This is a genomic window from Pseudomonas cichorii (genome assembly GCF_015471405.1).
In the GTDB taxonomy this organism is placed as follows: domain Bacteria; phylum Pseudomonadota; class Gammaproteobacteria; order Pseudomonadales; family Pseudomonadaceae; genus Aquipseudomonas; species Aquipseudomonas serbiensis.
Genome location: NZ_BLVZ01000019.1, coordinates 87,319 through 110,882, shown reverse-complemented (window position 1 = coordinate 110,882; position 23,564 = coordinate 87,319). Strand labels below are relative to the sequence as shown.

General features: G+C 57.3%; 29 protein-coding genes. 5 read left to right on the top strand and 24 right to left on the bottom strand.

The genetic code is table 11. The features are described 5' to 3' along the window. Nucleotides 1-60 precede the first annotated feature (60 nt). The 4 genes from JL015_RS25120 (at nt 61) to coq7 (ending at nt 3,027) form a co-directional block, all read left to right on the top strand. On the top strand, nt 61-966 hold the full coding sequence (locus JL015_RS25120; RefSeq protein ID WP_201020389.1) for a DUF805 domain-containing protein: 906 nt from the start codon (nt 61-63) through the stop codon (nt 964-966). An 81-nt stretch (nt 967-1,047) separates the two neighbouring features. Continuing rightward, nucleotides 1,048-1,824, top strand: coding sequence for an SDR family NAD(P)-dependent oxidoreductase (locus JL015_RS25115; protein WP_201020388.1), 777 nt, complete (start codon nt 1,048-1,050; stop codon nt 1,822-1,824). 92 nt (nt 1,825-1,916) lie between these two features. Then, nucleotides 1,917-2,255 carry a histidine triad nucleotide-binding protein gene (locus JL015_RS25110; protein ID WP_201004848.1) on the top strand — a complete coding sequence of 113 codons (339 nt, stop codon included), beginning with the start codon at nt 1,917-1,919 and terminating at the stop codon, nt 2,253-2,255. Nucleotides 2,256-2,379: 124 nt separating this feature from the next. Beyond that, a complete protein-coding gene (gene coq7, locus JL015_RS25105; RefSeq protein ID WP_201004850.1) occupies nt 2,380-3,027 on the top strand; it encodes a 2-polyprenyl-3-methyl-6-methoxy-1,4-benzoquinone monooxygenase in 648 nt (215 codons plus the stop codon). A 58-nt stretch (nt 3,028-3,085) separates the two neighbouring features. Here coq7 and speD read toward each other — a convergent pair whose 3' ends face one another. Together speD and JL015_RS25095 are read right to left on the bottom strand one after the other, a co-directional pair. Further along, nucleotides 3,086-3,880: an adenosylmethionine decarboxylase gene (gene speD, locus JL015_RS25100; RefSeq protein WP_201004852.1), complete on the bottom strand. Its 795-nt coding sequence runs from the start codon at nt 3,878-3,880 to the stop codon at nt 3,086-3,088. A 240-nt stretch (nt 3,881-4,120) separates the two neighbouring features. Beyond that, nucleotides 4,121-4,543, bottom strand: a complete 423-nt coding sequence (locus JL015_RS25095; protein WP_025262078.1) for an OsmC family protein — start codon at nt 4,541-4,543, stop codon at nt 4,121-4,123. 210 nt (nt 4,544-4,753) lie between these two features. On the opposite strand from JL015_RS25095, the gene crp reads away from it, so the two are divergent. Next, complete coding sequence (crp, locus tag JL015_RS25090; protein WP_201004860.1) at nt 4,754-5,398, top strand: cAMP-activated global transcriptional regulator CRP; 645 nt, start codon at nt 4,754-4,756, stop codon at nt 5,396-5,398. Nucleotides 5,399-5,410: 12 nt separating this feature from the next. Here crp and JL015_RS25085 read toward each other — a convergent pair whose 3' ends face one another. The 22 genes from JL015_RS25085 to JL015_RS24980 all read right to left on the bottom strand — a co-directional run bounded on the left by JL015_RS25085 (nt 5,411) and on the right by JL015_RS24980 (nt 23,071). Continuing rightward, complete coding sequence (locus JL015_RS25085) at nt 5,411-6,106, bottom strand: lipoate--protein ligase family protein (protein WP_201020387.1); 696 nt, start codon at nt 6,104-6,106, stop codon at nt 5,411-5,413. 10 nt (nt 6,107-6,116) lie between these two features. Further along, the gene (trpC, locus tag JL015_RS25080; RefSeq protein ID WP_201004863.1) at nt 6,117-6,953 is read right to left on the bottom strand and encodes an indole-3-glycerol phosphate synthase TrpC; all 837 of its coding nucleotides are present in this window, start codon (nt 6,951-6,953) and stop codon (nt 6,117-6,119) included. After that, nucleotides 6,950-7,999, bottom strand: coding sequence for an anthranilate phosphoribosyltransferase (gene trpD / locus JL015_RS25075; protein WP_201005188.1), 1,050 nt, complete (start codon nt 7,997-7,999; stop codon nt 6,950-6,952). The genes trpC and trpD overlap by 4 nt, the downstream gene beginning before the upstream one ends. Nucleotides 8,000-8,007: 8 nt before the next feature. Next, complete coding sequence (locus JL015_RS25070; protein ID WP_201004865.1) at nt 8,008-8,616, bottom strand: aminodeoxychorismate/anthranilate synthase component II; 609 nt, start codon at nt 8,614-8,616, stop codon at nt 8,008-8,010. 536 nt (nt 8,617-9,152) lie between these two features. After that, nucleotides 9,153-9,662, bottom strand: a complete 510-nt coding sequence (locus JL015_RS25065) for a lysis system i-spanin subunit Rz (RefSeq protein ID WP_095068315.1) — start codon at nt 9,660-9,662, stop codon at nt 9,153-9,155. Beyond that, nucleotides 9,659-10,204 carry a glycoside hydrolase family 19 protein gene (locus tag JL015_RS25060; protein ID WP_095068314.1) on the bottom strand — a complete coding sequence of 182 codons (546 nt, stop codon included), beginning with the start codon at nt 10,202-10,204 and terminating at the stop codon, nt 9,659-9,661. Before JL015_RS25060 ends, JL015_RS25065 begins: the two co-directional genes overlap by 4 nt. 141 nt (nt 10,205-10,345) lie before the next feature. After that, nucleotides 10,346-10,768 carry a tail fiber assembly protein gene (locus JL015_RS25055; RefSeq protein WP_095068313.1) on the bottom strand — a complete coding sequence of 141 codons (423 nt, stop codon included), beginning with the start codon at nt 10,766-10,768 and terminating at the stop codon, nt 10,346-10,348. A gap of 2 nt (nt 10,769-10,770) precedes the next feature. Beyond that, nucleotides 10,771-12,027, bottom strand: a complete 1,257-nt coding sequence (locus tag JL015_RS25050) for a phage tail protein (protein ID WP_095068312.1) — start codon at nt 12,025-12,027, stop codon at nt 10,771-10,773. An 11-nt stretch (nt 12,028-12,038) separates the two neighbouring features. Continuing rightward, nucleotides 12,039-12,638, bottom strand: a complete 600-nt coding sequence (locus JL015_RS25045) for a YmfQ family protein (RefSeq protein WP_095068311.1) — start codon at nt 12,636-12,638, stop codon at nt 12,039-12,041. Further along, the gene (locus JL015_RS25040) at nt 12,626-13,666 is read right to left on the bottom strand and encodes a baseplate J/gp47 family protein (protein ID WP_095068310.1); all 1,041 of its coding nucleotides are present in this window, start codon (nt 13,664-13,666) and stop codon (nt 12,626-12,628) included. The genes JL015_RS25045 and JL015_RS25040 overlap by 13 nt, the downstream gene beginning before the upstream one ends. Continuing rightward, nucleotides 13,656-14,054, bottom strand: coding sequence for a phage GP46 family protein (locus JL015_RS25035; protein ID WP_095068309.1), 399 nt, complete (start codon nt 14,052-14,054; stop codon nt 13,656-13,658). The genes JL015_RS25040 and JL015_RS25035 overlap by 11 nt, the downstream gene beginning before the upstream one ends. Beyond that, the gene (locus JL015_RS25030; protein ID WP_201020386.1) at nt 14,054-14,563 is read right to left on the bottom strand and encodes a phage baseplate assembly protein V; all 510 of its coding nucleotides are present in this window, start codon (nt 14,561-14,563) and stop codon (nt 14,054-14,056) included. Before JL015_RS25030 ends, JL015_RS25035 begins: the two co-directional genes overlap by 1 nt. A gap of 45 nt (nt 14,564-14,608) precedes the next feature. After that, complete coding sequence (locus tag JL015_RS25025) at nt 14,609-15,658, bottom strand: phage baseplate assembly protein (RefSeq protein ID WP_201020385.1); 1,050 nt, start codon at nt 15,656-15,658, stop codon at nt 14,609-14,611. 4 nt (nt 15,659-15,662) lie between these two features. Further along, a complete protein-coding gene (locus JL015_RS25020; RefSeq protein WP_201020384.1) occupies nt 15,663-17,060 on the bottom strand; it encodes a DNA circularization protein in 1,398 nt (465 codons plus the stop codon). Continuing rightward, nucleotides 17,044-19,209 (bottom strand): phage tail tape measure protein, encoded by a 2,166-nt coding sequence (locus JL015_RS25015; RefSeq protein ID WP_201020383.1) that lies wholly within the window; start codon nt 19,207-19,209, stop codon nt 17,044-17,046. Before JL015_RS25015 ends, JL015_RS25020 begins: the two co-directional genes overlap by 17 nt. Nucleotides 19,210-19,339: 130 nt before the next feature. After that, nucleotides 19,340-19,636 (bottom strand): phage tail assembly protein, encoded by a 297-nt coding sequence (locus JL015_RS25010; RefSeq protein ID WP_201020382.1) that lies wholly within the window; start codon nt 19,634-19,636, stop codon nt 19,340-19,342. After that, on the bottom strand, nt 19,633-19,980 hold the full coding sequence (locus JL015_RS25005; RefSeq protein WP_201020381.1) for a phage tail tube protein: 348 nt from the start codon (nt 19,978-19,980) through the stop codon (nt 19,633-19,635). Before JL015_RS25005 ends, JL015_RS25010 begins: the two co-directional genes overlap by 4 nt. A 60-nt stretch (nt 19,981-20,040) precedes the next feature. Then, nucleotides 20,041-21,537 (bottom strand): phage tail sheath subtilisin-like domain-containing protein, encoded by a 1,497-nt coding sequence (locus JL015_RS25000; protein WP_201020380.1) that lies wholly within the window; start codon nt 21,535-21,537, stop codon nt 20,041-20,043. Between the two features lie 18 nt (nt 21,538-21,555). Beyond that, nucleotides 21,556-21,741 (bottom strand): DUF2635 domain-containing protein, encoded by a 186-nt coding sequence (locus tag JL015_RS24995; RefSeq protein ID WP_095068307.1) that lies wholly within the window; start codon nt 21,739-21,741, stop codon nt 21,556-21,558. After that, the gene (locus JL015_RS24990) at nt 21,738-22,328 is read right to left on the bottom strand and encodes a phage tail terminator protein (protein ID WP_201020379.1); all 591 of its coding nucleotides are present in this window, start codon (nt 22,326-22,328) and stop codon (nt 21,738-21,740) included. The genes JL015_RS24995 and JL015_RS24990 overlap by 4 nt, the downstream gene beginning before the upstream one ends. Before the next feature lie 34 nt (nt 22,329-22,362). After that, complete coding sequence (locus JL015_RS24985) at nt 22,363-22,701, bottom strand: hypothetical protein (RefSeq protein WP_025262100.1); 339 nt, start codon at nt 22,699-22,701, stop codon at nt 22,363-22,365. Beyond that, nucleotides 22,682-23,071 (bottom strand): chemotaxis protein, encoded by a 390-nt coding sequence (locus JL015_RS24980; RefSeq protein ID WP_201004889.1) that lies wholly within the window; start codon nt 23,069-23,071, stop codon nt 22,682-22,684. Before JL015_RS24980 ends, JL015_RS24985 begins: the two co-directional genes overlap by 20 nt. Between the last annotated feature and the right edge of the window lie 493 nt (nt 23,072-23,564).

Here is a 23,564-nt window from a genome sequence, read left to right as displayed (position 1 = left end):
CGGCCATACCTGTAGTGGCTGCCCGCGCTACACCCTGATACCGAGACAAGGAAGCCCTTGATGGCCGATACCCACTTCAAGATCATGTTTGAAGGGCAGTTGCGTAATGGCGTTGAGCTGGAAACTGCAAAACTCAACCTGGCCCAATTGTTCAAGAGTGAAACCTCGGCCGTCGAGAGGCTGTTCAACGGCACGCCTGTATCCCTCAAGCGCGGGCTGTCTCAAGCAGATGCCCAGAGGTATATCCAGGCGCTCAACGACGCAGGCGTCGAGGCCCGCATAGAGCCCGACCCGGCAATCAGCCTGAGCCTGGATGAAGTTGATGAGCCAAAACCCTATCGCGCTCCCGTAGAACCCTCCCCGGCAACCTCGCCCTACGCGCCCCCCAAAGCACCCGTCACTCCTGAGCTGCCCGAGCACTCGACGCTCAAGGTATTCAGCATCGAAGGCCGTATCGGGCGCTTGCGCTATCTGGCCTGGAGCCTGGTATTGATAGTCGCTGGCCTTGCGACAATAGGTGTCTGCATCTCACTCATGAGCGTTTCATTGATTGGCGGCGGGCTCTTGAGCACTGTAGCCTTCGCCGCATTCGTCATCCTCAGTGTGCAGATGGGCGTACAGCGTCTGCACGATGCGGGTTGGTCGGGCTGGCTCTTGCTGCTAAACCTCGTACCCGTAATAAGCGGTATCTTTCCGTTCGTGATGGTGCTCATACCGGGCACTAAAGGCCCCAACAAATATGGTCCTGCGCCACCACCGAACTCGAATGCCGTAAAAGTACTGGCCTGCCTGTGGATTGCCTTTATCGCGCTGTTCATCGCAATCATGCTCAACAATGGTCTCGATGCCGTGAAGAATGAACTCGAGACCACAGCCAGCGAATATGAACAATCCCTGCCTTATGATGATGACTCCGACAGCGATGAGGCCCTGCCTGCCCCGTCAGTCCCCGGACAAAGGCTTTGATTTAAAGCAGACACCACGTAATACGTTGCTCATGAGCCGACACCAAAAATGTCGGTTGCAATACGTTCAATGGAGAAATGCATGACCCGTTACGCCCTGATCACAGGCGCTTCCAGCGGTATAGGCCTGGCCATGGCCGAAGCACTGGCACGTCGCGGGCACAATCTGCTGCTGGTCGCCCGCCATCGCGATCGCCTGGAAAGTATTGCCATCGAACTGACCCAGCGCTTTGGCGTCGAGGTGCTGTTTCGTGCGTGCGATCTGGGTGAGCCGCTGCGTCTTTCAGGCTTCCTGCTGGAGCTGGAGGATGGCGCCCATCAGATCGATCTACTGGTCAATAGTGCGGGCATCGGAACTTGCGGTCCGTTTCTGGCCCAGGAGTGGGCTGCCGAGCAGGACCTGATAGACCTGAATATCCTGGCCCTGACTCGCCTGTGCCATACCGTTGGCAACTTGATGGCGTTGCAGGGTGGCGGACAGATTCTCAACGTGGCCTCGGTGGCAGCGTTCCAGCCCGGACCATGGATGAGCACCTATTACGCGAGCAAGGCTTACGTGCTGCACTTTTCCGAAGGATTACGCGAAGAGGTGAAGAAAAACGGGGTAAAAGTGTCGGTGCTTTGCCCTGGCCCGACTCGTACTCCTTTCTTTCGCACGGCTCAGATCAACGTGAACGACAAGAAGATGATGACCCCCGAAGAGGTGGCACTGTATACCGTACGCGCGCTGGCAAAAAACAAGGCTGTTATCATCCCCAGGCTGCGTAACAGGTTATGGGCATTCAGCCCGCGGTTGGGGTCGCGCTGGCTGGTTCGTCAAATCAGCGGCTTGATCAACAAGGCCTGCTGCCCACGCTGAGTGACAAAACGTTATCGCCCAGTAAACTCGACTTCATTGGCGCAGGGCTTTTGACCGGCCATGCCCCATCCACCCAAAAGGAGCAAACGGCTGTGGATACTTTGTTTACCAAGATCATCAACCGGGAAATACCGGCCAGGATCATCTACGAAGACGATCAGGTACTGGCCTTCCACGACATCGCCCCTCAGGCGCCCGTGCATTTTCTGGTCATCCCGAAAAAACCCATTCGCACCCTCAATGACCTGACCGAAGAAGACAAAGGCCTGGCAGGCCATATCCTTTTCACGGCGCAACGGCTGGCAAAAGAACTGGGTTGCGAAGAAGGTTTTCGCGTTGTCATGAACTGCAATGAACTCGGTGGACAGACCGTTTATCACATTCACATGCATGTTCTGGGTCAGCGTCAGATGAACTGGCCGCCGGGCTGAGCCTGTTTTTCAATAACTTGCATCCTGTCGATGCCCTTGAGCGGCCTTGGCAGGATGATCCAGCTCAAGCCTGAAGGCTCTGATTGGGGTAAACTGGCCAGCATGGACCTATCCGGAGGTGCCCATGGCTACCGAACGTCACTACTCCCCCCTTGATCGTCTTCTGCTTCAGGCCGACAGCGCAATGCGCACATTGCTGCCCTCAAGCGGACATTCTCATCGGCCTTCACCTGCCATTCTGCGCCCCGAACACAAAATGAACGATGTCGACACTCGGCATGTAGCCGGCTTGATGCGCATCAACCATACCGGTGAGGTCTGCGCACAGGCGCTTTACCAAGGCCAGGCCTTGACCGCCAGGCTGCCCAAGGTGCGCAAAGCCATGGAGCACGCTGCCGAAGAGGAAATCGATCATCTGGTCTGGTGTGAACAGCGTATTCATCAATTGGGTAGCCACACCAGCGTGCTCAATCCCCTGTTCTATGGCTTGTCCTTCGGAATCGGTGCGGCTGCCGGCTTGATCAGCGATAAAGTCAGCCTGGGATTTGTGGCAGCGACTGAAGATCAGGTCTGCAAACATCTGAACGAACATCTGGAGCAGATACCCGCCGAGGACGGAAAGTCCCGGGCGATTCTGGAGCAGATGCGCATAGACGAAGAACAGCACGCCGAAACCGCGCTGGACGCTGGCGGCTTTCGCTTCCCTGCCCCGGTCAAGTTCGGCATGAGCATCCTGGCCAAGGTCATGACCAAGAGTACGTATCGGATCTGACATTCTGCCACGCATGAAAAAGGCGCCTTGATCGGCGCCTTTCCTGTTTGCACTGAAATCAGACAGCCACGTTACGACCGTAGAAGATTTCCAGCATTTCATGCTTCACCTTGGCGGTGACCTGCTCGCGCTGCTCGGCAGACAGGTTGCTGGTCGCGTCGCCGAACAGGTAGTTATCCAGTTCGAACTCCTTGAGCAGCATTTTGGTGTGGAACAGGTTCTCCTGATACACGTTCACATCAGTCATCTGGTAACCGTTGCGGGTGTCTTCGGAGAGGTAGTTCTGGATCGAGTTGATCTCGTGATCGATAAAGTGCTTCTTGCCTTCGACATCACGTGTGAATCCACGAACGCGATAGTCGACCGTCACGATGTCGGACTCGAACTTGTGAATCAGGTAGTTCAGCGCTTTGAGCGGTGAAATCACGCCACAGGTCGACACATCGATGTCCACGCGGAAAGTCGCGATCCCATCGACCGGGTGAATTTCCGGATAGGTGTGAACCGTAATGTGGCTCTTGTCCAGGTGGGCCAGAATGGTTTCCGGCAGTGGACCTGGCGACTCTTCGATCTGGCTTTCGGTAGGTGTTACCGGTTGCTCGGAGATCAGAATGGTCACACTGGCGCCCTGCGGATCGTAATCCTGACGAGCGATGTTCAGGATATTGGCACCAATGATATCGACAACATCCGTCAGAATCCGCGTCAGGCGTTCTGCGTCGTACACACTGTTGATGTACTCGACGTAGGCCTGCTGGTCTTGCGGGGTTTCCGCATAGCAGATGTCATAGATATTGAAGCTCAAGGTCTTTGTCAGGTTATTGAACCCGTGGAGCTTGAGTTTGCTTTTCACCGTTAAAAACTCTCTATATATGTGCGGCGCCAGCCGCGTGATCAAGCATGCCCGTCAGATGAGACGCACTCAGCTGCGTAGGACGGTTAACACCTCTTCGCGTTGGCGATTTTGGTTGTCTGTTCTGGCGCAGCAGCAGAAAACCAATGCATGCCGCGCCTGAAAAAGTCGCGCATTATGCAGACGTCGGAAGCCGTCTGCCAGAGTGTGCGCCGTTTTTATGATCGTTGGATGTCTGTATCAGCCCAGTTCGACAATTTCATAATCGTGGGTGATCTCTACACCGGCATTGCCCAGCATGATCGACGCTGAACAATACTTCTCGGCCGACAGCTCGATGGCACGCTTGACCTGGGCCTCTTTCAGGCCGCGCCCCTTGACGACAAAGTGCAGATGGATCTTGGTGAAAACCTTGGGATCCTCGCTTGCACGCTCGGCCTCAAGGAAGGCTTCACAGCTTTCGACAGGCTGACGGGACTTCTTGAGAATGCTGACGACATCGAAGTTGCTGCAACCGCCCAGACCGATAAGCACCATCTCCATCGGGCGTACACCCAGATTGCGACCGCCGCTTTCAGGCGGGCCGTCCATTACCACTACATGACCGCTACCGGACTCGCCGAGGAACATGGCTTCGCCAGCCCATTGGATGCGTGCCTTCATCGCCAGACTCCACTGCTAAAAAAAGGGTAGCCAGCTTAGCACAGGCCCATGATTTCACTGGAAGTGCCTCTAAAAATGCTTTTTACGGACAATATGTAGGAAAAGTCTTAAATGACCTTAAACCCTCGTCGAAAAGCTGGCGAGAATGCCAGTGCAGCCGATACCTATAAAAGTGCCACTTGGCGAAGAGTCTTTTTTCGGAATACACGCATGGTCGCAATCACCTTGACACCAAAAATAAAGAGTCTCGAAAAGCTTCTCCCCTATGCCCAACGTCGTCGCTGTGCCGCCAAGAGCAATATCATCTGCGCTGGCGAGAAATCCGAGTCGTTGTTCATCATCCTCAAAGGCTCGGTGACGATCCTGATTGAGGACGAGGAAGGCAGGGAGATGATCGTCGCGTACCTCAACAGTGGGGATTTCTTCGGCGAACTGGGACTCTTCGAGCAGGCCGGCCATGAAACCGTACGCAGTGCGTGGGTTCGCGCCAAGACCGAGTGTGAAGTGGCCGAGATCTCTTACTGCAAGTTCCGCGAACTCACGCATCAGGAGCCAGAAATACTCTATGCCCTTGGCGCCCAGATGGCTGATCGTCTGCGTAATACGACGCGCAAGGTAGGCGACCTGGCTTTCCTCGACGTGACCGGCCGAGTGGCCCGCACATTGCTGGATCTGTGCCGGCAACCGGATGCCATGACTCATCCCGATGGCATGCAGATCAAGGTCACCCGCCAGGAAATCGGGCGTATCGTTGGCTGTTCGAGAGAAATGGTCGGGCGCGTGCTCAAGGCTCTGGAAGAACAACAACTGGTCGACGTCAAAGGCAAGACCATGGTGGTGTTCGGAACCCGCTGACCCCAGTGCAGCTCAGAGCCCGGCCAGCAGTTGCCGGTAAGACTGACTCAGGCGCTCAAGAACATTGAAGTCGCCCTCGGGAAAGGCCTCATACAGCGCAATATGACTTTGGGCACGTACCCGCGCCTCAAGCTCACATAGCTCATTGAAACGGTTGACCGCGGCCACCATCTGCTGGCGTTCGTCATTTAACAGCAAGGCGCCATGGGCCAGCACCACAGGTCGTGTTCCACCCTGGCTTTGACGCCAGCGCTGGGCTGTACCGACCATCTTGCGTCCATCGAGGTTGACGTTGAAGCGCCCGTCACAGAATGCGCCGTCCACCTCACCCAACGAGGCCTGACCTCCCAGCTCAGTCAACAGATCCAGAATCGGCTGACACAAACGCCGGTAGGCGATTTCTATTCGGTCCCGATCGGCATCCTTGCTCGGTTGGGCGTAGACCAGGGCAATGTTCACGGTCGCAGCGGATTGCGGCACCGGCTCACCGCCTGTTTCGCGCAACAGGACAGGCCATCCGCTGTCTGCAAGGGTTTCACTGGCCTCGGTAAAGCCGGGCAGGCGACTCATCCGGCGTGGCATGACCAGCGCCTGATCAGTGGGGCGCCAGAACAGCAGCCCATGATCCGAGTCCCCGGCGCACACCGACGCCAGCAGGTCCTGCTCGGCCTGCAGGCCTTTTTCGATGCAGATGTCGACTACCGACATGATCTACGGCTCAATCAAGAGCCGAACCACTGACAGGTACGCCACGCTCCGGGAAGAACAAGCGCTGCAACTCGGCTCCAGGCTGCTCGGCACGCATGAAGGCCTCACCCACCAGGAATGAATACACATCGCTGATTTCCATCAGCTCAACGTCAGCCCGGTTGAGGATGCCGCTCTCGGTAATGACCAGTCGATCACGAGGAATACGCGGCAGCAGATCCAGCGTGGTTTCCAGGCTCACCTCGAAAGTATGCAGGTTGCGGTTGTTCACGCCGACCAGCGGCGTATCGAGCGTCTTGAGCGCTCGCTCCAGCTCATCGCCATCATGAACTTCAACCAGTACGTCCAGACCGACACCTTTGGCAACCGCCGCCAGCTCGGCCATTTTCACGTCATCCAGCGCCGCCACGATCAACAGGATGCAATCGGCGCCCAGAGCACGGGCTTCGATCACCTGATACGGGTCGATCATGAAGTCCTTGCGGATCACCGGCAGCTTGCAGGCTGCACGGGCTTCCTGCAGATAGGCATCGGCGCCCTGGAAGAAATCGATATCGGTCAAAACCGACAGGCAGGTCGCACCGCCGGCCTGATAGCTTCTGGCGATTTCGGCAGGCTGGAAGTCTTCCCGGATCACGCCTTTGCTCGGCGAGGCCTTCTTGATCTCGGCGATAACCGCCGGATGCTTGCTTCTGGCCTGTTCGATCAAGGCAGTAGCAAAACCACGAGGAGCATCGGCCACCGCCGCCTGCCGCTCCAGCTCTGCCAGAGTCACAATGGCACGACGAGCAGCCACTTCCTCGGCTTTACGGGCGAGAATTTTTTCCAGTACGGTTGGCACACTCATCCTTCATTCTCCTGCTTGAATACCGCCGTGAAAGCACCCAATTCATCCAGCTTTTCCCGGGCAAGGCCGGTATGCAGGGAATCGTGTGCCAGTTCTACGCCTTCTTTAAGGCTGGAGGCATGATCAGCAGCATAGAGCGCCGCACCGGCATTGAGCACGATCATTTCCGAGGCCTTCTGCCCACTTTCGGTTTTGCGACGGCCCAGGGCGTCACGAATCAGCTCAAGCGAGGCTGCCGGACTTTCGACAGCCAGGCCATACAGGCTCTGGCTTTTGATGCCCAGGTCTTCGGGTTGTACAGAGTACTCGGTGATTTCGCCGTTCTTCAGTTCAGCGACAAAGGTCGGTGCCGCGAGACTGAACTCGTCCAGACCGTCCTGGGAATGCACCACCAGCACATGTTTGCTGCCCAGGCGGGACAGGACTTCAGCCAAGGGGCGGCACAACGCCTGGTTGAACACACCCACCACCTGATGGCGAACGCCAGCCGGATTCGTAAGCGGGCCGAGCATATTGAACAGGGTGCGCAGCCCAAGATCGCGCCGGGGGCCGGCCGCATACTTCATGGCGCTGTGATGCGACTGGGCAAACATGAAGCCGATACCCACGCTGTCGATGCAACGTGCGACCTGAACCGGATCGAGATTCAGATACACACCCGCGGCTTCCAGCAGATCGGCACTGCCGCTCTTGCCTGAAACGGCACGGTTACCGTGTTTGGCGACCGTACAGCCCGCAGCCGAAATCACGAATGCCGAGGCTGTGGAGACGTTGAAGATGTTTGCACCATCGCCCCCCGTTCCGACGATATCCACGACCTTGTCCAGGGACTGAAGCTCAACCTTGTTTGCCAGCTCGCGCATGACCGAGACGGCACCGACGATTTCATCGATGCTTTCGCTTTTCATCCGCATGCCCATCAGGAAGGCGCCTATCTGCGCTTCCGTGCATTGGCCTGTCATGATTTCACGCATGACATCGCGCATCTCGTCAGTGTTCAGGTCCAGATGATTGACGACGCGGTTAAGCGCGGTCTTGATATTCATTGGCGTACTCATGAAAAGTCCTCCTGACGACTGCCGCCGGTCTGCTTGAGGAAGTTGGCGAACAGCTCATGCCCCTGCTCTGTCAGGATCGACTCGGGGTGGAATTGCACCCCTTCAATATTCAGTGTCTTGTGGCGCAGCCCCATGATCTCGTCAACCGAACCGTCTTCAAGCGCGGTCCAGGCGGTGACTTCCAGACAATCAGGCAATGTATCGAGCTTGACTACCAGTGAATGGTAACGAGTCACGACCAGAGGGTGGTTCAGGCCATTGAACACGCCCTTGTCTTCATGGACGACAGGGCTGGTCTTGCCGTGCATGACCTGACGGGCGCGCACCACATCACCACCAAACGCCTGACCAATGGACTGATGCCCCAGGCAAACACCCAGAATCGGCAGTTTGCCCGCGAAGTGAGTAATCACCTCAAGCGAGACGCCGGCTTCGTTGGGAGTACAAGGGCCTGGCGAGACGACAATGCGCTCCGGGTTCAAGGCTTCGATCTGAGCAATGGTCAGCTCATCGTTACGAATCACTTTAACGTCGGCACCCAGTTCACCGAGGTACTGCACGACGTTATAGGTAAAGGAGTCGTAGTTATCGATCATCAGCAGCATGTTGCTATCAACCTTTTGAATTTACTGACTTTATTCACGCCTTCCGAATTCGGACCCGCTTGCGTATCCACCGCTGGTCATAGCGAAACACATGACCTGACGGCATACATCAAAGGGTTGGAGGCATATAGGTACAGGTCCGGGCTGGCCGGAAAAGAAATAGTCAGGCGCGCCAACGCCAACGGGCGTGGGCCTTGATAACGCGCATCAAGAGTTTGCTGACAATCGTCACGGGAGGAGTCTCATCTATACGTTTCGGGACATTAACTTACCGAATCACACGGCGCAATATGATTGTGCCGGGGAAAGCAGGTCATGTATCCGATCAGATGACTTTTAGCGGGGCAGATCAGTGTCTGCGGGTACGGAAGGGAGTGTACCGCTTGCGCGGAGGTGGGAACGGTGTGAAGCGGGAAGTGGCTTGCCGGCGAGAACTGTGTGAAGTCGAGAAAAATGCTTTGACTTCACCGGCTCTGTCGCCGGCAAGCCGCCTCCCACGGCTGCTGTACTCTCACATTGGGAAGGCGAGAGGAAAATCAACGGGCTATCTCGCGGACATAGGCCTGACAGGCCTTGAGCGCAATCAATCCCTGGTCTCCGTCATCGGTGATGGCGACAACTCGTTGAGCAGCCGTCGGGTCAAGTTCGGCTCGCGTGGCTCCATGAACCAGGCTGCCGGAGGAGGCAACGGCTGACTTTCCAGCGCCACCGGCTGGAGCGGCGAGGAGGACTGACAACCGCAAATCAGAGGTAGCCAGGCGACTACGCAACTGAGCCTGAAGTTTCTGTGCATCGCTCAATTCCTTGTAGTGAGTTGCATCGTTGGTTTGCAGGCGGGCCTCCATGTCCCGCCGCAGTTTCTGCTGAGCTTCCTGCCAGGCGATGACCGCCCTGGAAGCAAGCTCGCGTTCACGCAGATGAATCCCGGCCTGTTCGGCCAATTGCCGACCATAACTGTGCGCCTGCCATTGCCACGCAGTCCAAAAGCCAAGCCCCAGGCCACACAACATCGCCAGGACCACAGAGCGCAGATCCAGAGTCGTCATGACAACACCTTCAAAGCGCGTTGATACAAGGCTTCGCGATCCGCAAGACCATGGGTGCCGCCATTGATGCGCCTGGTGATCAACAGGAAATCCCCCTTGTCAGCCAAAGCATTCAGCCTTGCCCGATCCCAGAACCAGGCAGCGGACATGGCGGCATGCTCCGGTTGCTCGAGCAACTCGGGGCGATTGAGCAGATCCAGCCCCAGCGCCTCACCACAGGCGACATAGTTCGCCCGGCCCGTCACCTGAATAAGCCCCCGTCCACGATAGAACTGACCATCATCATCGTCTTCAGGCGTATTACCCAGGCGCAACGCCAGTTGCCCCGTGTCGTACCGCTTCAGGTAATCGTCACTTCCCAGCTCACGGACATACCGCAACTGGCCGGATTCGTGACCGATCTGTGCGATGAAAGCCGATACCTGCAACCGGGTGAGGATGCTGTATCGGGTCATTGCGGCATTGAGCGCGGAAATGAAAACGCCGGCTTTAGAGCCGGCGTTGGGGAGGATTTGCAGGAGCTGTTGTTGTGTTATGGGCATGTAACCTCCATCAACCATCCTTTGATGGCATAGCAAGACGCCCCTCACAACCAAGCGCATATGGAAACTGCGCAGAAGTTTGACCATGAGGGATAGCCATGCCAGAGACACTAAAGAAAACGCCCCGTCAGTGCGGGGCGTTCAGTTGGTTTCGAGCCAGGTCGGGGCGGTTGGGCGGAATAGAATATCGGGAAACTCCTGAGTCTGCGGCCAATCGCGCAAGGACTGGATATAAACCAGAAGCGCGGTGAATTGCTCCGCCTCCAGAGTCGTCGACAGATTCAACTCCAGTTGATCCCTGTGACGATCTCTTACACCAGATGCAGCCGAAAGCACCTGATCCCGCCACGCACGCTCTTTGTTCGCCAGTTGTTCGGCAGTCAAACCAGGGGGATTAACTGCCACAGGAAATCCGTCGGCATCAGCAGCAATAATCTTTCCAGCCGCATTCGCTGCCCGGAGCTCAACATGCTGCGCATCAGTAATTTCTTTGCAGTCCTTACCGACTGGCTGCATGCCTGACAGATAGAACCCGCCAGTTTCAGCGCAATAAAAAATAGCCATGATTATTTTCCTATACCTATAACGAAGACGTCCCGAAGAGTTGTAAAAACCAAACCATTATCTTGTCGATCAAGAATAACGCTGGTTTTAGTGAGGTTCCGATATTGCGGGGTAATGTCATCATCAACGCGCTCAAGAGATGAATGCACAGCACCGGCAATGCCATAACATGCATCCGGCCAGGCCAGAGGCCAAGTCAGCGTAGAAAAGGTATCGGGAGCCAAAGTCGCCCGGCCATACTGGATCAGCAAACCGCCCAGCCAAGTCGGAAACAAGACATAACCACTTGCAGGTGTGAAGCTCATTGCGAAGCCGAAACGCAGCTTTTTTGGAGTTACAACTGGGGCGTCATCCACACCGGCATTCACCTCGGCCTGAGTCGCGATCCTGCCCAATCCCCAATTGATTTCCGTGGCCTGTACCGCAAGCGCCTTTAGTGCAGCGATATCGATATTTCCCTGATTGGTCGGCGCATTCCAGGCTTTGATGCACCACATGACTGCCAGGTTGCGTGGACGTGTTTCAGTAGATGTCCTTGCTACCGTTGAAGCGTCAAAGAAAATAGTGTCGCTTCGAGCTGAAGTATTAGCATCACGAGTGATCGTATTAGCCTCTCCCCCCCAACCGAATGAGACAGACATCGCTCCGCTAGCTCCCCCCAGAGCCCCAGTACCTGCTGAGGTACCGCCACGAAGACCAAGAACGGCAGTGATATTCTGTAAGGCGTCAAGCTGAGAACTGCCTAAGGCCCGATTTGCATCCACACCCCGCCCATGATCCCACCCTCGCAGAAACTCACCACGCGATTCAGGAAGACGGAAGTAACCCGCAGGATCACCTGCCTTGTTGTAGCTAGTGCCCAGATAAGCAGCCAGATCAGGATAAGCAGCAATACTCTGCAGGCTACCATCGACTTCAAGATACCCAGGCGGAATAGCTGCCTTTGGAAACGGCACCATCATTCCGACAGGAACCACGTTGTTACTTTTCAACAAGGCATCCATTTCTTCCTTGCTGTAAACGCGATTCTTGGTATACGCATCGTTCTGAACGATATAACGAATAGCCTCCAGCAACTGATCCACATCCTCCTCTTTCGGATCGATCTGGGCAGCCCGGATAACAGCTAGCAATTCATCGGTTACTGCGTTCCCCCAACTGGCGGAAATCAGAGATCCCGGCGCGCCGGAAACAGTATTTTCATCAACAAACTTTCCATTCACCAGCCCGACGCTGGGGACACTTTTTGGATAGTCCACGTTATTACTCCTCAGTTGAAATTAATGAATACTGCGGTGTGTGCAGGTGCCGCCCGACGGATCAAACATTCGATAGCCGTCCCCGGATTCACGCCGAAGCGTTCGCCCCAATAGCTCGCACCAAAGCGGCGACCCAGTCGCTTGCGGCCACCTGTGTTCAACACCCACATGAACTGCGCATTCCAGGTCCCGAAATGCGCCTTGCCGAAACAAGAACGCCCCATACGGGGCGCTCGATATTCAGTGACGGTGGCGTTGGGATAGCCCTGGCTGATGGCAATGTCGACGTAGAACGCGGGGTTCTGCCCTCCTACGGCTACCAGCCGTTGTCGCACCGACAGGCGCCGGTCCTCGAACAAGGGGCTCAGGCCCAGACATGGATCGGGCAGGTTCATGACCCGCTCCCAGTCTGGAACCAGTTCACTGATACCCGTGGGGTCCATCTCGTTGAGCAGATCAAAGGCCCGGCCATCGATACGGGCAAACTCCCGGGATAACCCCGTGATCACCTGTTGCAACTCGGGAACCCGCTCAGGGTCCCAGGCCGGCCCTGATGGCAGCAGAGCCTGAAGTTGCTCGGCATACTGGCTGGCAGTTCTCAGGACGCCCATAGAATCCCCCCGAATGTCAGCAGCTCATTGGAAGCGGCTTCCACATTGGCGACAGGGGACGTCAATACATGATCCGTTTCCCCCGTCGCGCCGCTTATAGACTCGGCGATATGGGTCAACAGCAGCGTCTCGCCAAGCCCGGCCTCACGGTTATGAAGATCCATCAGTTGCGCCTGAACAGCGGCACGTACGGCAGAAGTATCCGGCGTGAGCCTGATCGTGTAGACGACCGGTTTCTGTACCGGTGCCAGCACATACAGCTCAGCCGTGACCGGACGTAGCGGTTCGATGTAAGCCGCTACCTGCGCAAGCTGTTCGTCGTCGGGAACCGGGGTGGCGTCATTGTCGCGCATGATGAAAACCGCCACAGTGCCAGGCCCCATATAACGGCGCACACACCAGGCACGGGTCACGCCCGCCACTTCCAGCGCCCAGGTGACGTAGTCATCCTGATTGCCTCCGTGGGGAATCACTCGATATGAGCGAACCACACGAGCACGCAATGACTCGATACTTTCCTGGGCAACACCGCCGGTCAGGCCGTCCGCCAGCACAGTGAAGCTACTGTCGATCCCTTCAATGGGCTGCACGGCGGTCATGACCAGCCCGGCATCGGCGTTCCCCAGAATGCCTGCATCCACGGCTTCGACCGTGGTCACGTTATTGCCCGCCACGGTGGTTACACCTTGGGTAACCCGATAGGTTCGACCATCGCTGAACTGCAGCACAGTGTCGGCATCCAGCACTGCACCCGCAGCAGCCATGAAGCGCACCGAGCCGCTGGCCGGTTGCGCAGCATTACGGGGTTGTCGGAGCCTGAGGATGGCTTGACGCTCCAGGGTTTCGTCATCGGCCGTGTCAGGCAGGATCTGGTCGGCGATCCAGCGCTGATAGCCATAGAGCCCATAGGCAGCACCGCTGTGAGCGCGAGACAACACTCGGGCATCGGATTGCCGGAGCGCTTCATCAGCCAGGTCAACCTGTGTACGGCTGATCAGCGCAGGCAATGTAGGAGTTTCAAACGGCATAGATCACCTGCCACTGTTCGGATGGGTTGAAGCGCACGCTCTGGCCGTTTGAGACGACCAGCACGACGCCGAGATTCAAGCGATTGTTCTGCACCCGCTCGGTGAGGATTTCGATGTCCTGCACATGGCCGTCTTCGATCAGCCAGAGAAGCGCTTCGCGAGCGTAGAACTCGGCATCCCGTTGCGTCTGTGCGGTGAGTTTCACTCGCCGCAACAACCACAGGCGCGAGCCGATACGATCATCCGTCACTGCCGGATAGGTATCGCCCCACCAGCCATAACGCTCGTCATCACCGATCTGGTCATCCGGCCCGGCTCGACGCCAGGTGAACAGGCTGATGATGACCGAGCGCAACAACGAAGCTTCAAGAGAGCCTGCGATAATCATCAGGCACCTCCCACGGGTGGCCCGCTCTGGCCGTTGCCGCCTTGAACGCCGCTGTGCGTATGGCTGATCTGGCTGATGCCACCCGCGACCTGATCGCCTTGGGAAACGATCTTTCCGGTCTGGGTGATCTGGGGCGTTTCAAAGTTCACCGCCACGGTGGCCTTGACGTTCAACGTGTTGGTTTCGATGTCGATGACCTTGCCGCGCTTGAGGTGAATCTTGTCCCCCTCGTCGGTGTAGATCGCCACCTCACCCGACTCCAGAGCCTTGAGGCGATAGCGACGATCCGCGACAACCAGCAGCAGCCCGTGGGACCGGTCACCGCCGATAAACGCTGCAATGCCTTCGGCGCCAGGCAAAGGGTTGCTGGTGAAACCATAAGGCTCGAAGTGCTCCATATCGTCCTTGATTTCACCTGCGGTCAGATGCATTTGCAGCGCCTGCATCTTGCTGGTGGCCCTGGCGAGCACAACCGTGCCCCGCGCCAGCATGCGATTGAGAATGCTCATTAGGTTTTTCCTTTTCGGGGGAGGGCAACGCATCGTTGCCGCTCTCTACTTTTTGCCAGCCTTGTGCGGATCGTCGGGTTCGGCTTCGTACATTTCAGGTGGGCCGACGACCAGGGTCGTCACTGTTCCTTTTTCGTCGAGCGTGTAAGTGATCTGCGAGATCAACATGTCCTGATCGACACCGATCACCCGGTCCACGACTCGCACCAGCGTGTTGTGACGCCAGAGATCGCCATTGGTCTGCCGCCATCCTTGCACCTTGTAGGTCGTGACCTGCGCCTTGCCCATGCGATTGCTGCGCTCCCAGTTCGCACGGCTCTGGGCAAGCTCGGTAGTCACTGGTGACGACTCATGGATGATCAGGACTCGGTTGCGATTGACTCTGCGATCAAATGCCTGCGCCGAGACTTCACTGGATTGCTTGCCGTACGTCTTATCATTGCCAGCGCGTTGCCCGATCACCCGGTACTCGGAAAAAGTACCGGAGAAATCGAGAGGCGCTGCCGCAGAAAGGATGTTCTGCCCCAGTTCCAGCCGATCCACTGCCCGTCCCTTGCTGCCAGGCTTGGCCAGTACCAGACGCCCCTGCTCATCGTCGGTGGAGAAAATCCGAAACCGCGTCAGGATCCGGTCGATGGACTTGAACACCGTTTCTGCAGGAACGATGGTGTGATCGGGAATCTTGCCGGTTTCAGCAATCTCACTCACCACACCCACCTTGTAGGGGGCCACAAGCGCCTGGATGATGCTGAACGCCCCTTGTTCCTTCCACTGACCGGGTTTGTTGACCGCGGAGCAATCAACAAGATCTGCCGTAAGAGAGCGCCCGGAGATACTCAGGGTGATCGTCTTGTCGTCATAGTTGATCGGCGTCGCAAAGACCCAACCCGTCAGGATCAAATCGCCCCCGATACGAACCTCGCATTTATCACCTTGCCTGATCGGTCGAGAGAAGTTCTGCCCTGGCCACTGCCAGGTAATACCCACCGTGAAACTGCGGGCCTGACGCTCGATACCGGCAGAGATCGAGATGGTTTTCCAGCCGCCATAATCCATGTTATCCACCGTCAAGGTGACAGCATTTGCCTTATCCATGGGGCTACTCCTGGGCGACTTTCAAAGTGCCTGGCGGCAAGAAGCCTGGATGCTGGACACGGTTACGCTGCACGACCTCGACCGAGCGTGTTGCATCGCCGAAGCGACGATAAGCCAGTACCAGCGCAGGCAACGGCTCGGCGACCTTGATGTCAACCAGACGCACCCCGGAAGCCGCCACGGCGTTCAGATGACGGATCAATGCCTGACGCAATGTGTTGAGCGCCAGGTAATGCTCCGGATCAGCTTTCAGCGAAGCCTCCCAGATTGCCGAACTGAGGGTGTCACGCAGCTCGATCACATCATCGGCGACAGGAACCTGAGCACGATCGACCGGCATCACCACTTGATGCTCCAGTGACGGCGTGGCAATGATCGGCACCGCAGCAGTGGCAACCGGCATGCTTGCCACAACCCTGGCAACCTTGACCAGCAAGGAGTCCTGAACCAGATTGGCCGTTGCCTGGGCCGCGGAGCCGGTATCGAGCCCACCGCCCTGGTTGACCAGATTGATACTGGCAATCGCCTCGGCCTGCTGCGTGGCATCGGAAATTGTCGCCCTGTAATTGACGGACGAACTGCTGCTACTCGCACTTGTGCCTGTTCCAGCACCTGTGCCACTGCCCGAACCTGTGCCGACTCCACTCCCGGACCCGGTGCCTGCTCCATTCCCGCCCGTGCCTGAACCTGAACCCGTGCCCACATTGAAGCTTGCACCCGAGCCTGTATTGCTACTGCTATCCCCATCAAAGCTGGCAAAGAAACTGGAGAACATTGTGCTCAATGTAAGTGGCGCATTGACCAGCGAATGAACCAGACTGGTCACATCCGAGTAGATCGTCATGAAGGGGGTAAACTGCCGCTGAATCACGGCAAAAATCCCCGACAAAGCACTGCGCAGCGCCTGAATATTGATGCGCGCTGCATCCACTACAGACATGACCGCCCGATAGCGTTTGAGCGCCGAATCCAGCAGCCCGTCGGAGGCTTGCACGAGTTGTCGCCGGGTATTGACCGTTGAAGTCGGAAAGCGCAGCGGCTGATCCGGGTAAAACTTCAACGACAGCCTGACTACGCCACCTTCAGTCCGGCTGTGTTTCAAGATGCAACCGCCAACCTGCACCTGCATGCGCCCAAGCCACGGATGGACAAGCTCGCCAGCCCCATTGGCTTCAAGAGCCTCCAGCAATCTGTCACGACGCTCGAAACAGTCCTCGCCAACCAGAAGAGCTTCCATCGTATAAATTTGCGATTCCTTGCCCAGCGACTCGAAATAAGGCTCGTCGCGTTGCGGAAACTCGTGAAGCTGCCCCTTGCGGCCAACCGGGACACTGTCCGTTTCAATAAAGAAACCAATGCCGCGGAAAGAAGCGGGCATCAGTCTGTCACGCCATGTCGTCATATCCTGCTCCTCCGATTGTTCGATAGCCAACGCTTGGCGAGATCGTCAAGCCGGGCTGGTTGGTCCGCACTTCACCCGGACGCATGCCAGCAGGCGCATTGTCAAAACGGATGTTGAGTTCACCTTCCAGACGTCGATTAGCGGCTGCCCCTTGTAGAAGCAGGCTGCCGGGCTCAGGCAGGTTTGGAGCAGCAAGCAGTGCGCTGGTCGATGGCACGCCCAGCGCAGTGTTGAGACGCTGTTGATTCGACTGGCTGGTATTGACGGCATCTGCCATCACAAATGCGCCAGTACCGCCACCAGGACCTGCATTGCGCAGCCTTTGCCCTTCAGCAAACTCATTGAGCTTTTGGGTAGTGCCTTTAAGAATCCCTTCTTCTCCAAAGCCGAAAAAGCTCAATGCCGAATTGATGCCCGACTTCACATCGTCCCACAGGCCAGTGAACCAGCTTCTGATCGGCTCCCAGTGCTTGATGATGATCCCCAAGGGAGACCAGTCGAACATCGTTTTCAGAACATCGGCGAATACAAGCGCTGGAGCCTTGATCCCCTCCCATACCAGACCGAAGAATTCGCTGATCGGTTGCCAGTTCTCTACAACCATGCCCAGCGGTGTCCAGGAGAACATCAACCTCAGGAAGTCAAAGAACGGTGTGGACAGTGCTTTGATGACATCCCAGAGCGCCGAGAAAACCTCCGTCAAGGGCTGCCATATCGCCACGATCATGCCCAGTGGCGACCAGGAAAATATGGTTTTCAGTACGTCCCAGACGGCACTGGCCGCCCCCTGGATCGAAGCCCAGACTGCCGCAAAAAACGGTGCGACAGAGGACCAGTTGGCAATCAAGAATCCAGCAGCCAGGGCAATAGCGCGTACAGCGATTCCGACCGGCGACAAACCGATGACCATGCTGAACAAACGAGCCGCATTGGTCGCGGCCAGCACGGCCACTTGCAAGACGCCAAAGGCAACCGCAGCACCTACAACGCCCTTGATGACCTCAGGGTGTTCGGCCGCCAATGCAGCGACCATGGAAATCATCGGGCCGATGACGGCGATTGCATCGTTTATCGCGGGCAGGAAAATGCCGCCGATATTGGTACCAATCCGATCCATGCGGTTTTGCATAAGCTGAATGGCAACCGCAGTAGTGCGCGAGTTGTCGGCGAACTCCTGCTCGATTGAGCCCGCGGATTTAGCGCCTTCTGCAACCTTGCCGAAGTTGGCTTTCAGGTCATCGAGGTTCTTCAGCAACGGCGTTATGGCGCCCAGTGATTCGGCACCGAACAACTGCGAAACCACATCGCTCTGCCTGGCTGGATCAACCTGGGACAGGGTGCTCAAAACCTTCTCGATAGTCCCGGAAGGATCCGTCTGCATGCCCTGAGTCAGTTGATCGAGATCAAGCTGTAAATCCTTGAAAGCCCCGGCTTTCGCTGGCCCGCCTTCGGTCAGGGTTTTCATGAGGCTCTTGACGCCCTTGGTCGCCACATCAGCCGGCACATCCACACCAGCCAACGTGGCCGCCATGGCCGCGACTTCACCGCTGGCCTTCCCTGCCACAGCACCCAACGGCGCCATCGCAGTAACCATGGTTGCAATCTCTTTCTCCAGATCATTACCGCCCAGGGTATTGATCTGCTCGGCAAGCTTTTGGACTTCAGGCTGCGAGAGGCTAAGCGAGGATCGCCACTTGGCCATCATTTCGCCAGACTCCGCCCCCGTCTGGCCGAAAGCAACGCCCATCTTCACGGCGTCTTCCGCAAAGCCTTGCAACTCAGCACGCGGCACGCTGGCCTTGGCACCTGTCGCCACGATTGCCGCAATTCCATTGGCGGTTTCCGGGAGCCGTTCGCTCATGTCCAGAATATCGGTGCCCATTTGCTGGAATTGCTGCGGTGTCTCAAAAGCCACGACCTTTTTCACATTGGCCATGGATGTTTCAAAACCGATTGCTGCCTTTACCCCGGCAATCAAGGGGCCCGTAAAGGCATTCCCCTCGATCACGCCTGCAATGTTGATTTTCCCCAGACCGGACCCTTCGAGTCCGGTTTTGAAAGCGTCAACATTCTTGCGCATGTTAGCCAGAGTAGGAGACAGCTCATCGACGCCTTTAAAAAGCGCTTCAAGCCTGGATGGATTTGCCATCACTCCCCCTGCAGGATCTGATTGATACGCTGCGACTGCAAAATCGACTCGGTGATGATGTCCAGGGACCTGGACATCATCAGTTCGGGATCAACTTTCCAGAAGTATGCGAGGTCGTAGACGACGGCTATCAGGCCTTGGAGGTCTCTGATGCCGCTGCCATGAAAAAACTCGCGACCTTCCAGCTCAGCTTGTTGATATCGGAAAGATCAAGCTGATCGACCGAGGACGGAGGAATGCCTGCGCAGACCGCGATGTATTTCGCAGCGACTTCCAGGTCGAGCGACACCTCCTCGTGCTTGTCGATCTTGTAAGGCAGCGCCTTGATCGCTCGCGCTTCCTGCGCCGTAGGGCGACGGAAAGTCAGTTGCGAAAGGGATTCCCCGTGCGCCTCGACCGGGCTCGCCAGTACGATGACTTCACTCATTGCCAGCTCCCCTGGTTACCGTCGAACTTCAGCTCGATGGTGCCCTCTTCGCCCTTGCTGGTCGGTTCATCAACCAGATAGGCACCCGACAGAACGTAGATCTTGCCGTTCTGGAATTCACAGGTGATGGTCATGTCCACACCGGTGGTGAGCGCTTTCAAGGGAAAGTCAGGGGTATGAACCGCCGTGAAGCTCAGCGACGGAGCCTTGTCCACTTCCTTGAAATAGCCCGGCACAACGGTCTCGCGCTTGATGTTCATCAAAGGGGCTTCACCGCCGCCAGTGATAGTCAGTTGAGTGCCGTCCACCTTGATGTAGCAGGTACCAGCTACTTTTTGAGCCATGTTCTTTATCTCCAGAATGAAAAAACCCGCACAAGGCGGGTTTGAATGTCGAGGTTGAATTTACGCCGCAGCGTCGTATTGCAGGCGGAACTGATTGAGCAGTGCGAACACGCGCAGACCGTTGATGTAATCCGGCGGGAACATCACGTTGATGCGGCTCGGGTCCTGGGTGTCGCGCTCGACGACCAGGTGCTCAGCGAACAGCTCTGCGTTTTCCACATGGCCTTCTTCTTCGAGCCTGGCGTACTGAGCGATCAGCTCACCACGAATGGTGCTTGGCGTGACGATCGGCTGACCGGCACCGAAACGGGTGCCATCGTTGGCCAGCTTGTGACGGCCATACTTGCTGGTGATCACGCTTTGCAGACGACGAATGATGAACGCCGACTGGTGCAGGGTTTCGCTGTCCAGGTACGAGTTGTCCGCCTGACCGTAGGCGTTCTTCTGGTACGTGGTGATCGAACGCTGAATACGTACGTAACCGCCTTCGTAGTAAGCGGTGGCGATACCGTAACGCAGCAGCGACTCACGTTCGGTGAGCGTGAAGCGGGCACTGGCAGGCGCCGGGTCCAGGCCAGGCAGGGTGCCGGTCTGAGTCGGACGGCTGGCATCGGCAGAGATGAACACCGCGGTACGCGCAGCCAGAGCAGCAGCCTGCACCCACACCGGCTGTGGCACACCGATTTCGACGCCCTGGATCGTGACATGCTGATCGTTACGCAGTTGACCTGCGGCGACCAGAGTACCGACCGTGCCGCGCTTGGCGCTGTAGACGTGACCGTAGAGTTGCTTGGCCCAGCTCCAGCGACCGGTGCTGTCGTCCATTGCCGATTTCCAGGCATCCAGCGTGGTGGTATCGGACCATGGCACGCACAGGAACTCGAAAGGCTCATCGCCCAGCGCGGCCAGTGCAGCCACCTGATCCGGAGTGCCGACACCGCCGGTCAGGGCAGTGGCAACAACGGCCAGACCGGCCGGAGTGACCTCGCCATTGGTTTTACCCAGACGATTGAATTCCAGCTGGATGTCGTTACCGCTCTCACCGCTCCACTTCACGGACAGGGTTACAACACCCGCTTCGACCTCGGCCTTGACCGGCAGGTCCGGCGTAGCATTGATCTTTACCGACAACGCCGTGGCCGCCTGGGCAGCGGTCGCGCCATTGACGACGCTAGCCTGCACCCGTACGCCACCGACGTACAGGTTCAGCAGACCGGATTCGGTGACAGTGCCTGTAAACGTGAGGGTGGCGCTGGCCTTGGAGCCGACCGTGTTGAGCAGCGGCAGGCACCAGACTTCACCGGTAGGATCGGCCTTGCGCCAGGTTTCGTACATCGAGGCCAGCATGGAGCCCTGGCCGCCGATGTTCTTGGCCAGCGATACGCTGGGCACCAGTACCAGCGAACCGATTTCAGGACCGGTTGCATCGTCGTTGACCTGGGCAACGATCAGACGGCGCATGCTTGCCGAAGCGCTGTTGGCTGCAGAGTTGTCCATTTCCGCATAGAACAGCGGAACACGAACATCGGATGGAATGTTATTGAAACTGATAGCCATTGTTTGGCTTCCTCTTGATTACGCCGTGACGGCCTTGATGGTTGGGGATTGCTCGGTTGCAGTGGTGACATCGCCATCGTTGTAACGGCGCTGCCACCATGCGTTGAATCGGACTTCACGACCTTCGGCCGGCAACAGGTCGCCCGCCTCCGGATCAGGTACAACCCGGCCAGCGACCGGGATCACAGTGATGCGTTGAGTCATGGTGTTACGTCTCCTGAGAACTTCATTTCGATACGTCCATCGGGGCCGGGAGATTTCAGATTCGGATCTGCCGGATCGATACAGTCCATGTCGAAAGTCGCGCCGGTGAAACCCGGCAGACCATCCAGAAAAACCTCGTGCCAGGTTTCGGCAGGCTGATCGGATGTATTGCGACCCAGTTGAAACTGCGCCGCGAAACCAAAGCGCCATGCCACTTGCGAGGCATTGACCTGCAACAAACCGCCGCCTGTGTACTCCAGCGGCTCGTAGTCGCTGCCGGCGTTCCAGCCCACCAGCGCACGCCAGAGTTCGGCGCGAACGGCATGCAGTTGCTCGCTCGCCTCCTGGCCACGCTCGTCGCTGCCCGTGAGCACTACCACCACATCAATCTGGTCGGTGATGTTCTGACGCACCGCGTTCTTGAGGTCATTGGCCGTTGCCGCATCGCCCGTTGCAATCACGTAGGCCGAGGGGGAACTGAGCGCCGTACTGTTCATGACGGCATTCCAGTAAATACCGGCGCTGATTCGCCCGGCAAAGGTCGGGCATGTCGCCTGCAAATGAGCAACAATCGGAGTTATCTTCATGGGTAAATCCAGAGGTGTCGGATATCGGTGGGGGTTACTGCCGAGCCTTGCTCAGCGCCGCATCGGCCTTGTCAGCCGCACGGCTTGCGGTATTCGCTGCCTCGGTCGCCGCCGAGGCGGCGCTTTCGGCCTTGTCTACCGCCTGAGTTGCGCTCTCTGCCAGCCTGACCAGGCTGATATCGCGCTTACCCATGGCAGCGTCGTATGCCTGGCGTATCTCGGCCAGTTGCTTGGTGTGCTCGAAACTGGCCGACCATTGCCCGGCCTGAAAGCCCAGTGTCAGGCTCCCGGCCGCCAGCAGAGCAGCGATCACCCAGATCTCCACCCGACGCCACCAGTGGCGGGCGATAAAGTTAATTGCGCATCTGTCCATCCGTGGGACCTCCTAGCTGAGAGCGAAGCCGGGCAATCTCGGCGCTTTGCGTCGTCACCTTGTCAGTGAGTTGAGCAATCTGGCTGGTGAGGACTTCAACCTTGCCCTCCATACGGCCAACCGCAGCGGCCAGCTCATTACGCTCTTTTGCGAACTGGTCCGCTCGGGCCTCAGCCTCCTTGCGAGCCTCGCGCTCTGAGTCGAGCAATTCATTCAGGCGCCGGACGGTACCGATATCGGCGTTATCCATTGCCCGGTCTGCGGCGTCTTTTGAAAGAAACTTGCGCAGCCATAAAAAGCCACCAAGCAGGATGGTGCCGGTCCCGCCCAGCCAGGTAGCTGTGCCTGGGCCAAGGTCAGTTGGGTCCATCGGTACTCCGGGAATAAAAAAGACCGCACAAGGCGGCCAGAAGGAACAAGAGAAGAAGCTGGCGGTATGTTTGATTTGAAGTGTGTTCCGAGTTGTTGTCCCCAGACGCAAATCGCATATCGTGGTGCCTTTGTACCCCCCTTCGGAAAGGCTGGAAAGGGCCTTTTGGGGGGTGGGTCGAGTTCGACCAGACTTCAGCCGGAGTTCAACCACGCTTCGACAATTGGCCCGGATAAACGGTATTTCGTTGAGCTTTTCGCGTCTGCTTTATTGATCCTTTCGCGAATGAATTCGCTCCTACCGGGAACCCCGTAGGAGCGAATTCATTCGCGAAAGCTTCCAGACAGATAAATAGGGCGGGATGGCGATGAGGACGTAAAAGAAGCGAGGAGGCAGCGTCCCTCTATAAAAAACGGCCCAGGAAGGGCCGTGAAGAGTATGTTCGTTCGCCAGTACACGAAACGGCTCTGGCGGACATGATCAAAGCAGAAAC

Excerpts from the sequence above, each read along its gene's own strand:
- JL015_RS25120 (WP_201020389.1), top strand. The coding sequence starts at position 61 with ATGGCCGATACCCACTTCAAGATCATGTTTGAAGGGCAGTTGCGTAAT.
- JL015_RS25115 (WP_201020388.1), top strand. The coding sequence starts at position 1,048 with ATGACCCGTTACGCCCTGATCACAGGCGCTTCCAGCGGTATAGGCCTG.
- coq7 (WP_201004850.1), top strand. The coding sequence starts at position 2,380 with ATGGCTACCGAACGTCACTACTCCCCCCTTGATCGTCTTCTGCTTCAG.
- JL015_RS25095 (WP_025262078.1), bottom strand. The coding sequence starts at position 4,543 with ATGAAGGCACGCATCCAATGGGCTGGCGAAGCCATGTTCCTCGGCGAG.
- crp (WP_201004860.1), top strand. The coding sequence starts at position 4,754 with ATGGTCGCAATCACCTTGACACCAAAAATAAAGAGTCTCGAAAAGCTT.
- JL015_RS25085 (WP_201020387.1), bottom strand. The coding sequence starts at position 6,106 with ATGTCGGTAGTCGACATCTGCATCGAAAAAGGCCTGCAGGCCGAGCAG.
- trpC (WP_201004863.1), bottom strand. The coding sequence starts at position 6,953 with ATGAGTGTGCCAACCGTACTGGAAAAAATTCTCGCCCGTAAAGCCGAG.
- trpD (WP_201005188.1), bottom strand. The coding sequence starts at position 7,999 with ATGAATATCAAGACCGCGCTTAACCGCGTCGTCAATCATCTGGACCTG.
- JL015_RS25070 (WP_201004865.1), bottom strand. The coding sequence starts at position 8,616 with ATGCTGCTGATGATCGATAACTACGACTCCTTTACCTATAACGTCGTG.
- JL015_RS25065 (WP_095068315.1), bottom strand. The coding sequence starts at position 9,662 with ATGACGACTCTGGATCTGCGCTCTGTGGTCCTGGCGATGTTGTGTGGC.
- JL015_RS25060 (WP_095068314.1), bottom strand. The coding sequence starts at position 10,204 with ATGCCCATAACACAACAACAGCTCCTGCAAATCCTCCCCAACGCCGGC.
- JL015_RS25055 (WP_095068313.1), bottom strand. The coding sequence starts at position 10,768 with ATGGCTATTTTTTATTGCGCTGAAACTGGCGGGTTCTATCTGTCAGGC.
- JL015_RS25045 (WP_095068311.1), bottom strand. The coding sequence starts at position 12,638 with ATGGGCGTCCTGAGAACTGCCAGCCAGTATGCCGAGCAACTTCAGGCT.
- JL015_RS25040 (WP_095068310.1), bottom strand. The coding sequence starts at position 13,666 with ATGCCGTTTGAAACTCCTACATTGCCTGCGCTGATCAGCCGTACACAG.
- JL015_RS25035 (WP_095068309.1), bottom strand. The coding sequence starts at position 14,054 with ATGATTATCGCAGGCTCTCTTGAAGCTTCGTTGTTGCGCTCGGTCATC.
- JL015_RS25030 (WP_201020386.1), bottom strand. The coding sequence starts at position 14,563 with ATGAGCATTCTCAATCGCATGCTGGCGCGGGGCACGGTTGTGCTCGCC.
- JL015_RS25025 (WP_201020385.1), bottom strand. The coding sequence starts at position 15,658 with ATGGATAAGGCAAATGCTGTCACCTTGACGGTGGATAACATGGATTAT.
- JL015_RS25020 (WP_201020384.1), bottom strand. The coding sequence starts at position 17,060 with ATGACGACATGGCGTGACAGACTGATGCCCGCTTCTTTCCGCGGCATT.
- JL015_RS25015 (WP_201020383.1), bottom strand. The coding sequence starts at position 19,209 with ATGGCAAATCCATCCAGGCTTGAAGCGCTTTTTAAAGGCGTCGATGAG.
- JL015_RS25010 (WP_201020382.1), bottom strand. The coding sequence starts at position 19,636 with ATGAGTGAAGTCATCGTACTGGCGAGCCCGGTCGAGGCGCACGGGGAA.
- JL015_RS25005 (WP_201020381.1), bottom strand. The coding sequence starts at position 19,980 with ATGGCTCAAAAAGTAGCTGGTACCTGCTACATCAAGGTGGACGGCACT.
- JL015_RS25000 (WP_201020380.1), bottom strand. The coding sequence starts at position 21,537 with ATGGCTATCAGTTTCAATAACATTCCATCCGATGTTCGTGTTCCGCTG.
- JL015_RS24995 (WP_095068307.1), bottom strand. The coding sequence starts at position 21,741 with ATGACTCAACGCATCACTGTGATCCCGGTCGCTGGCCGGGTTGTACCT.
- JL015_RS24990 (WP_201020379.1), bottom strand. The coding sequence starts at position 22,328 with ATGAAGATAACTCCGATTGTTGCTCATTTGCAGGCGACATGCCCGACC.
- JL015_RS24985 (WP_025262100.1), bottom strand. The coding sequence starts at position 22,701 with ATGGACAGATGCGCAATTAACTTTATCGCCCGCCACTGGTGGCGTCGG.
- JL015_RS24980 (WP_201004889.1), bottom strand. The coding sequence starts at position 23,071 with ATGGACCCAACTGACCTTGGCCCAGGCACAGCTACCTGGCTGGGCGGG.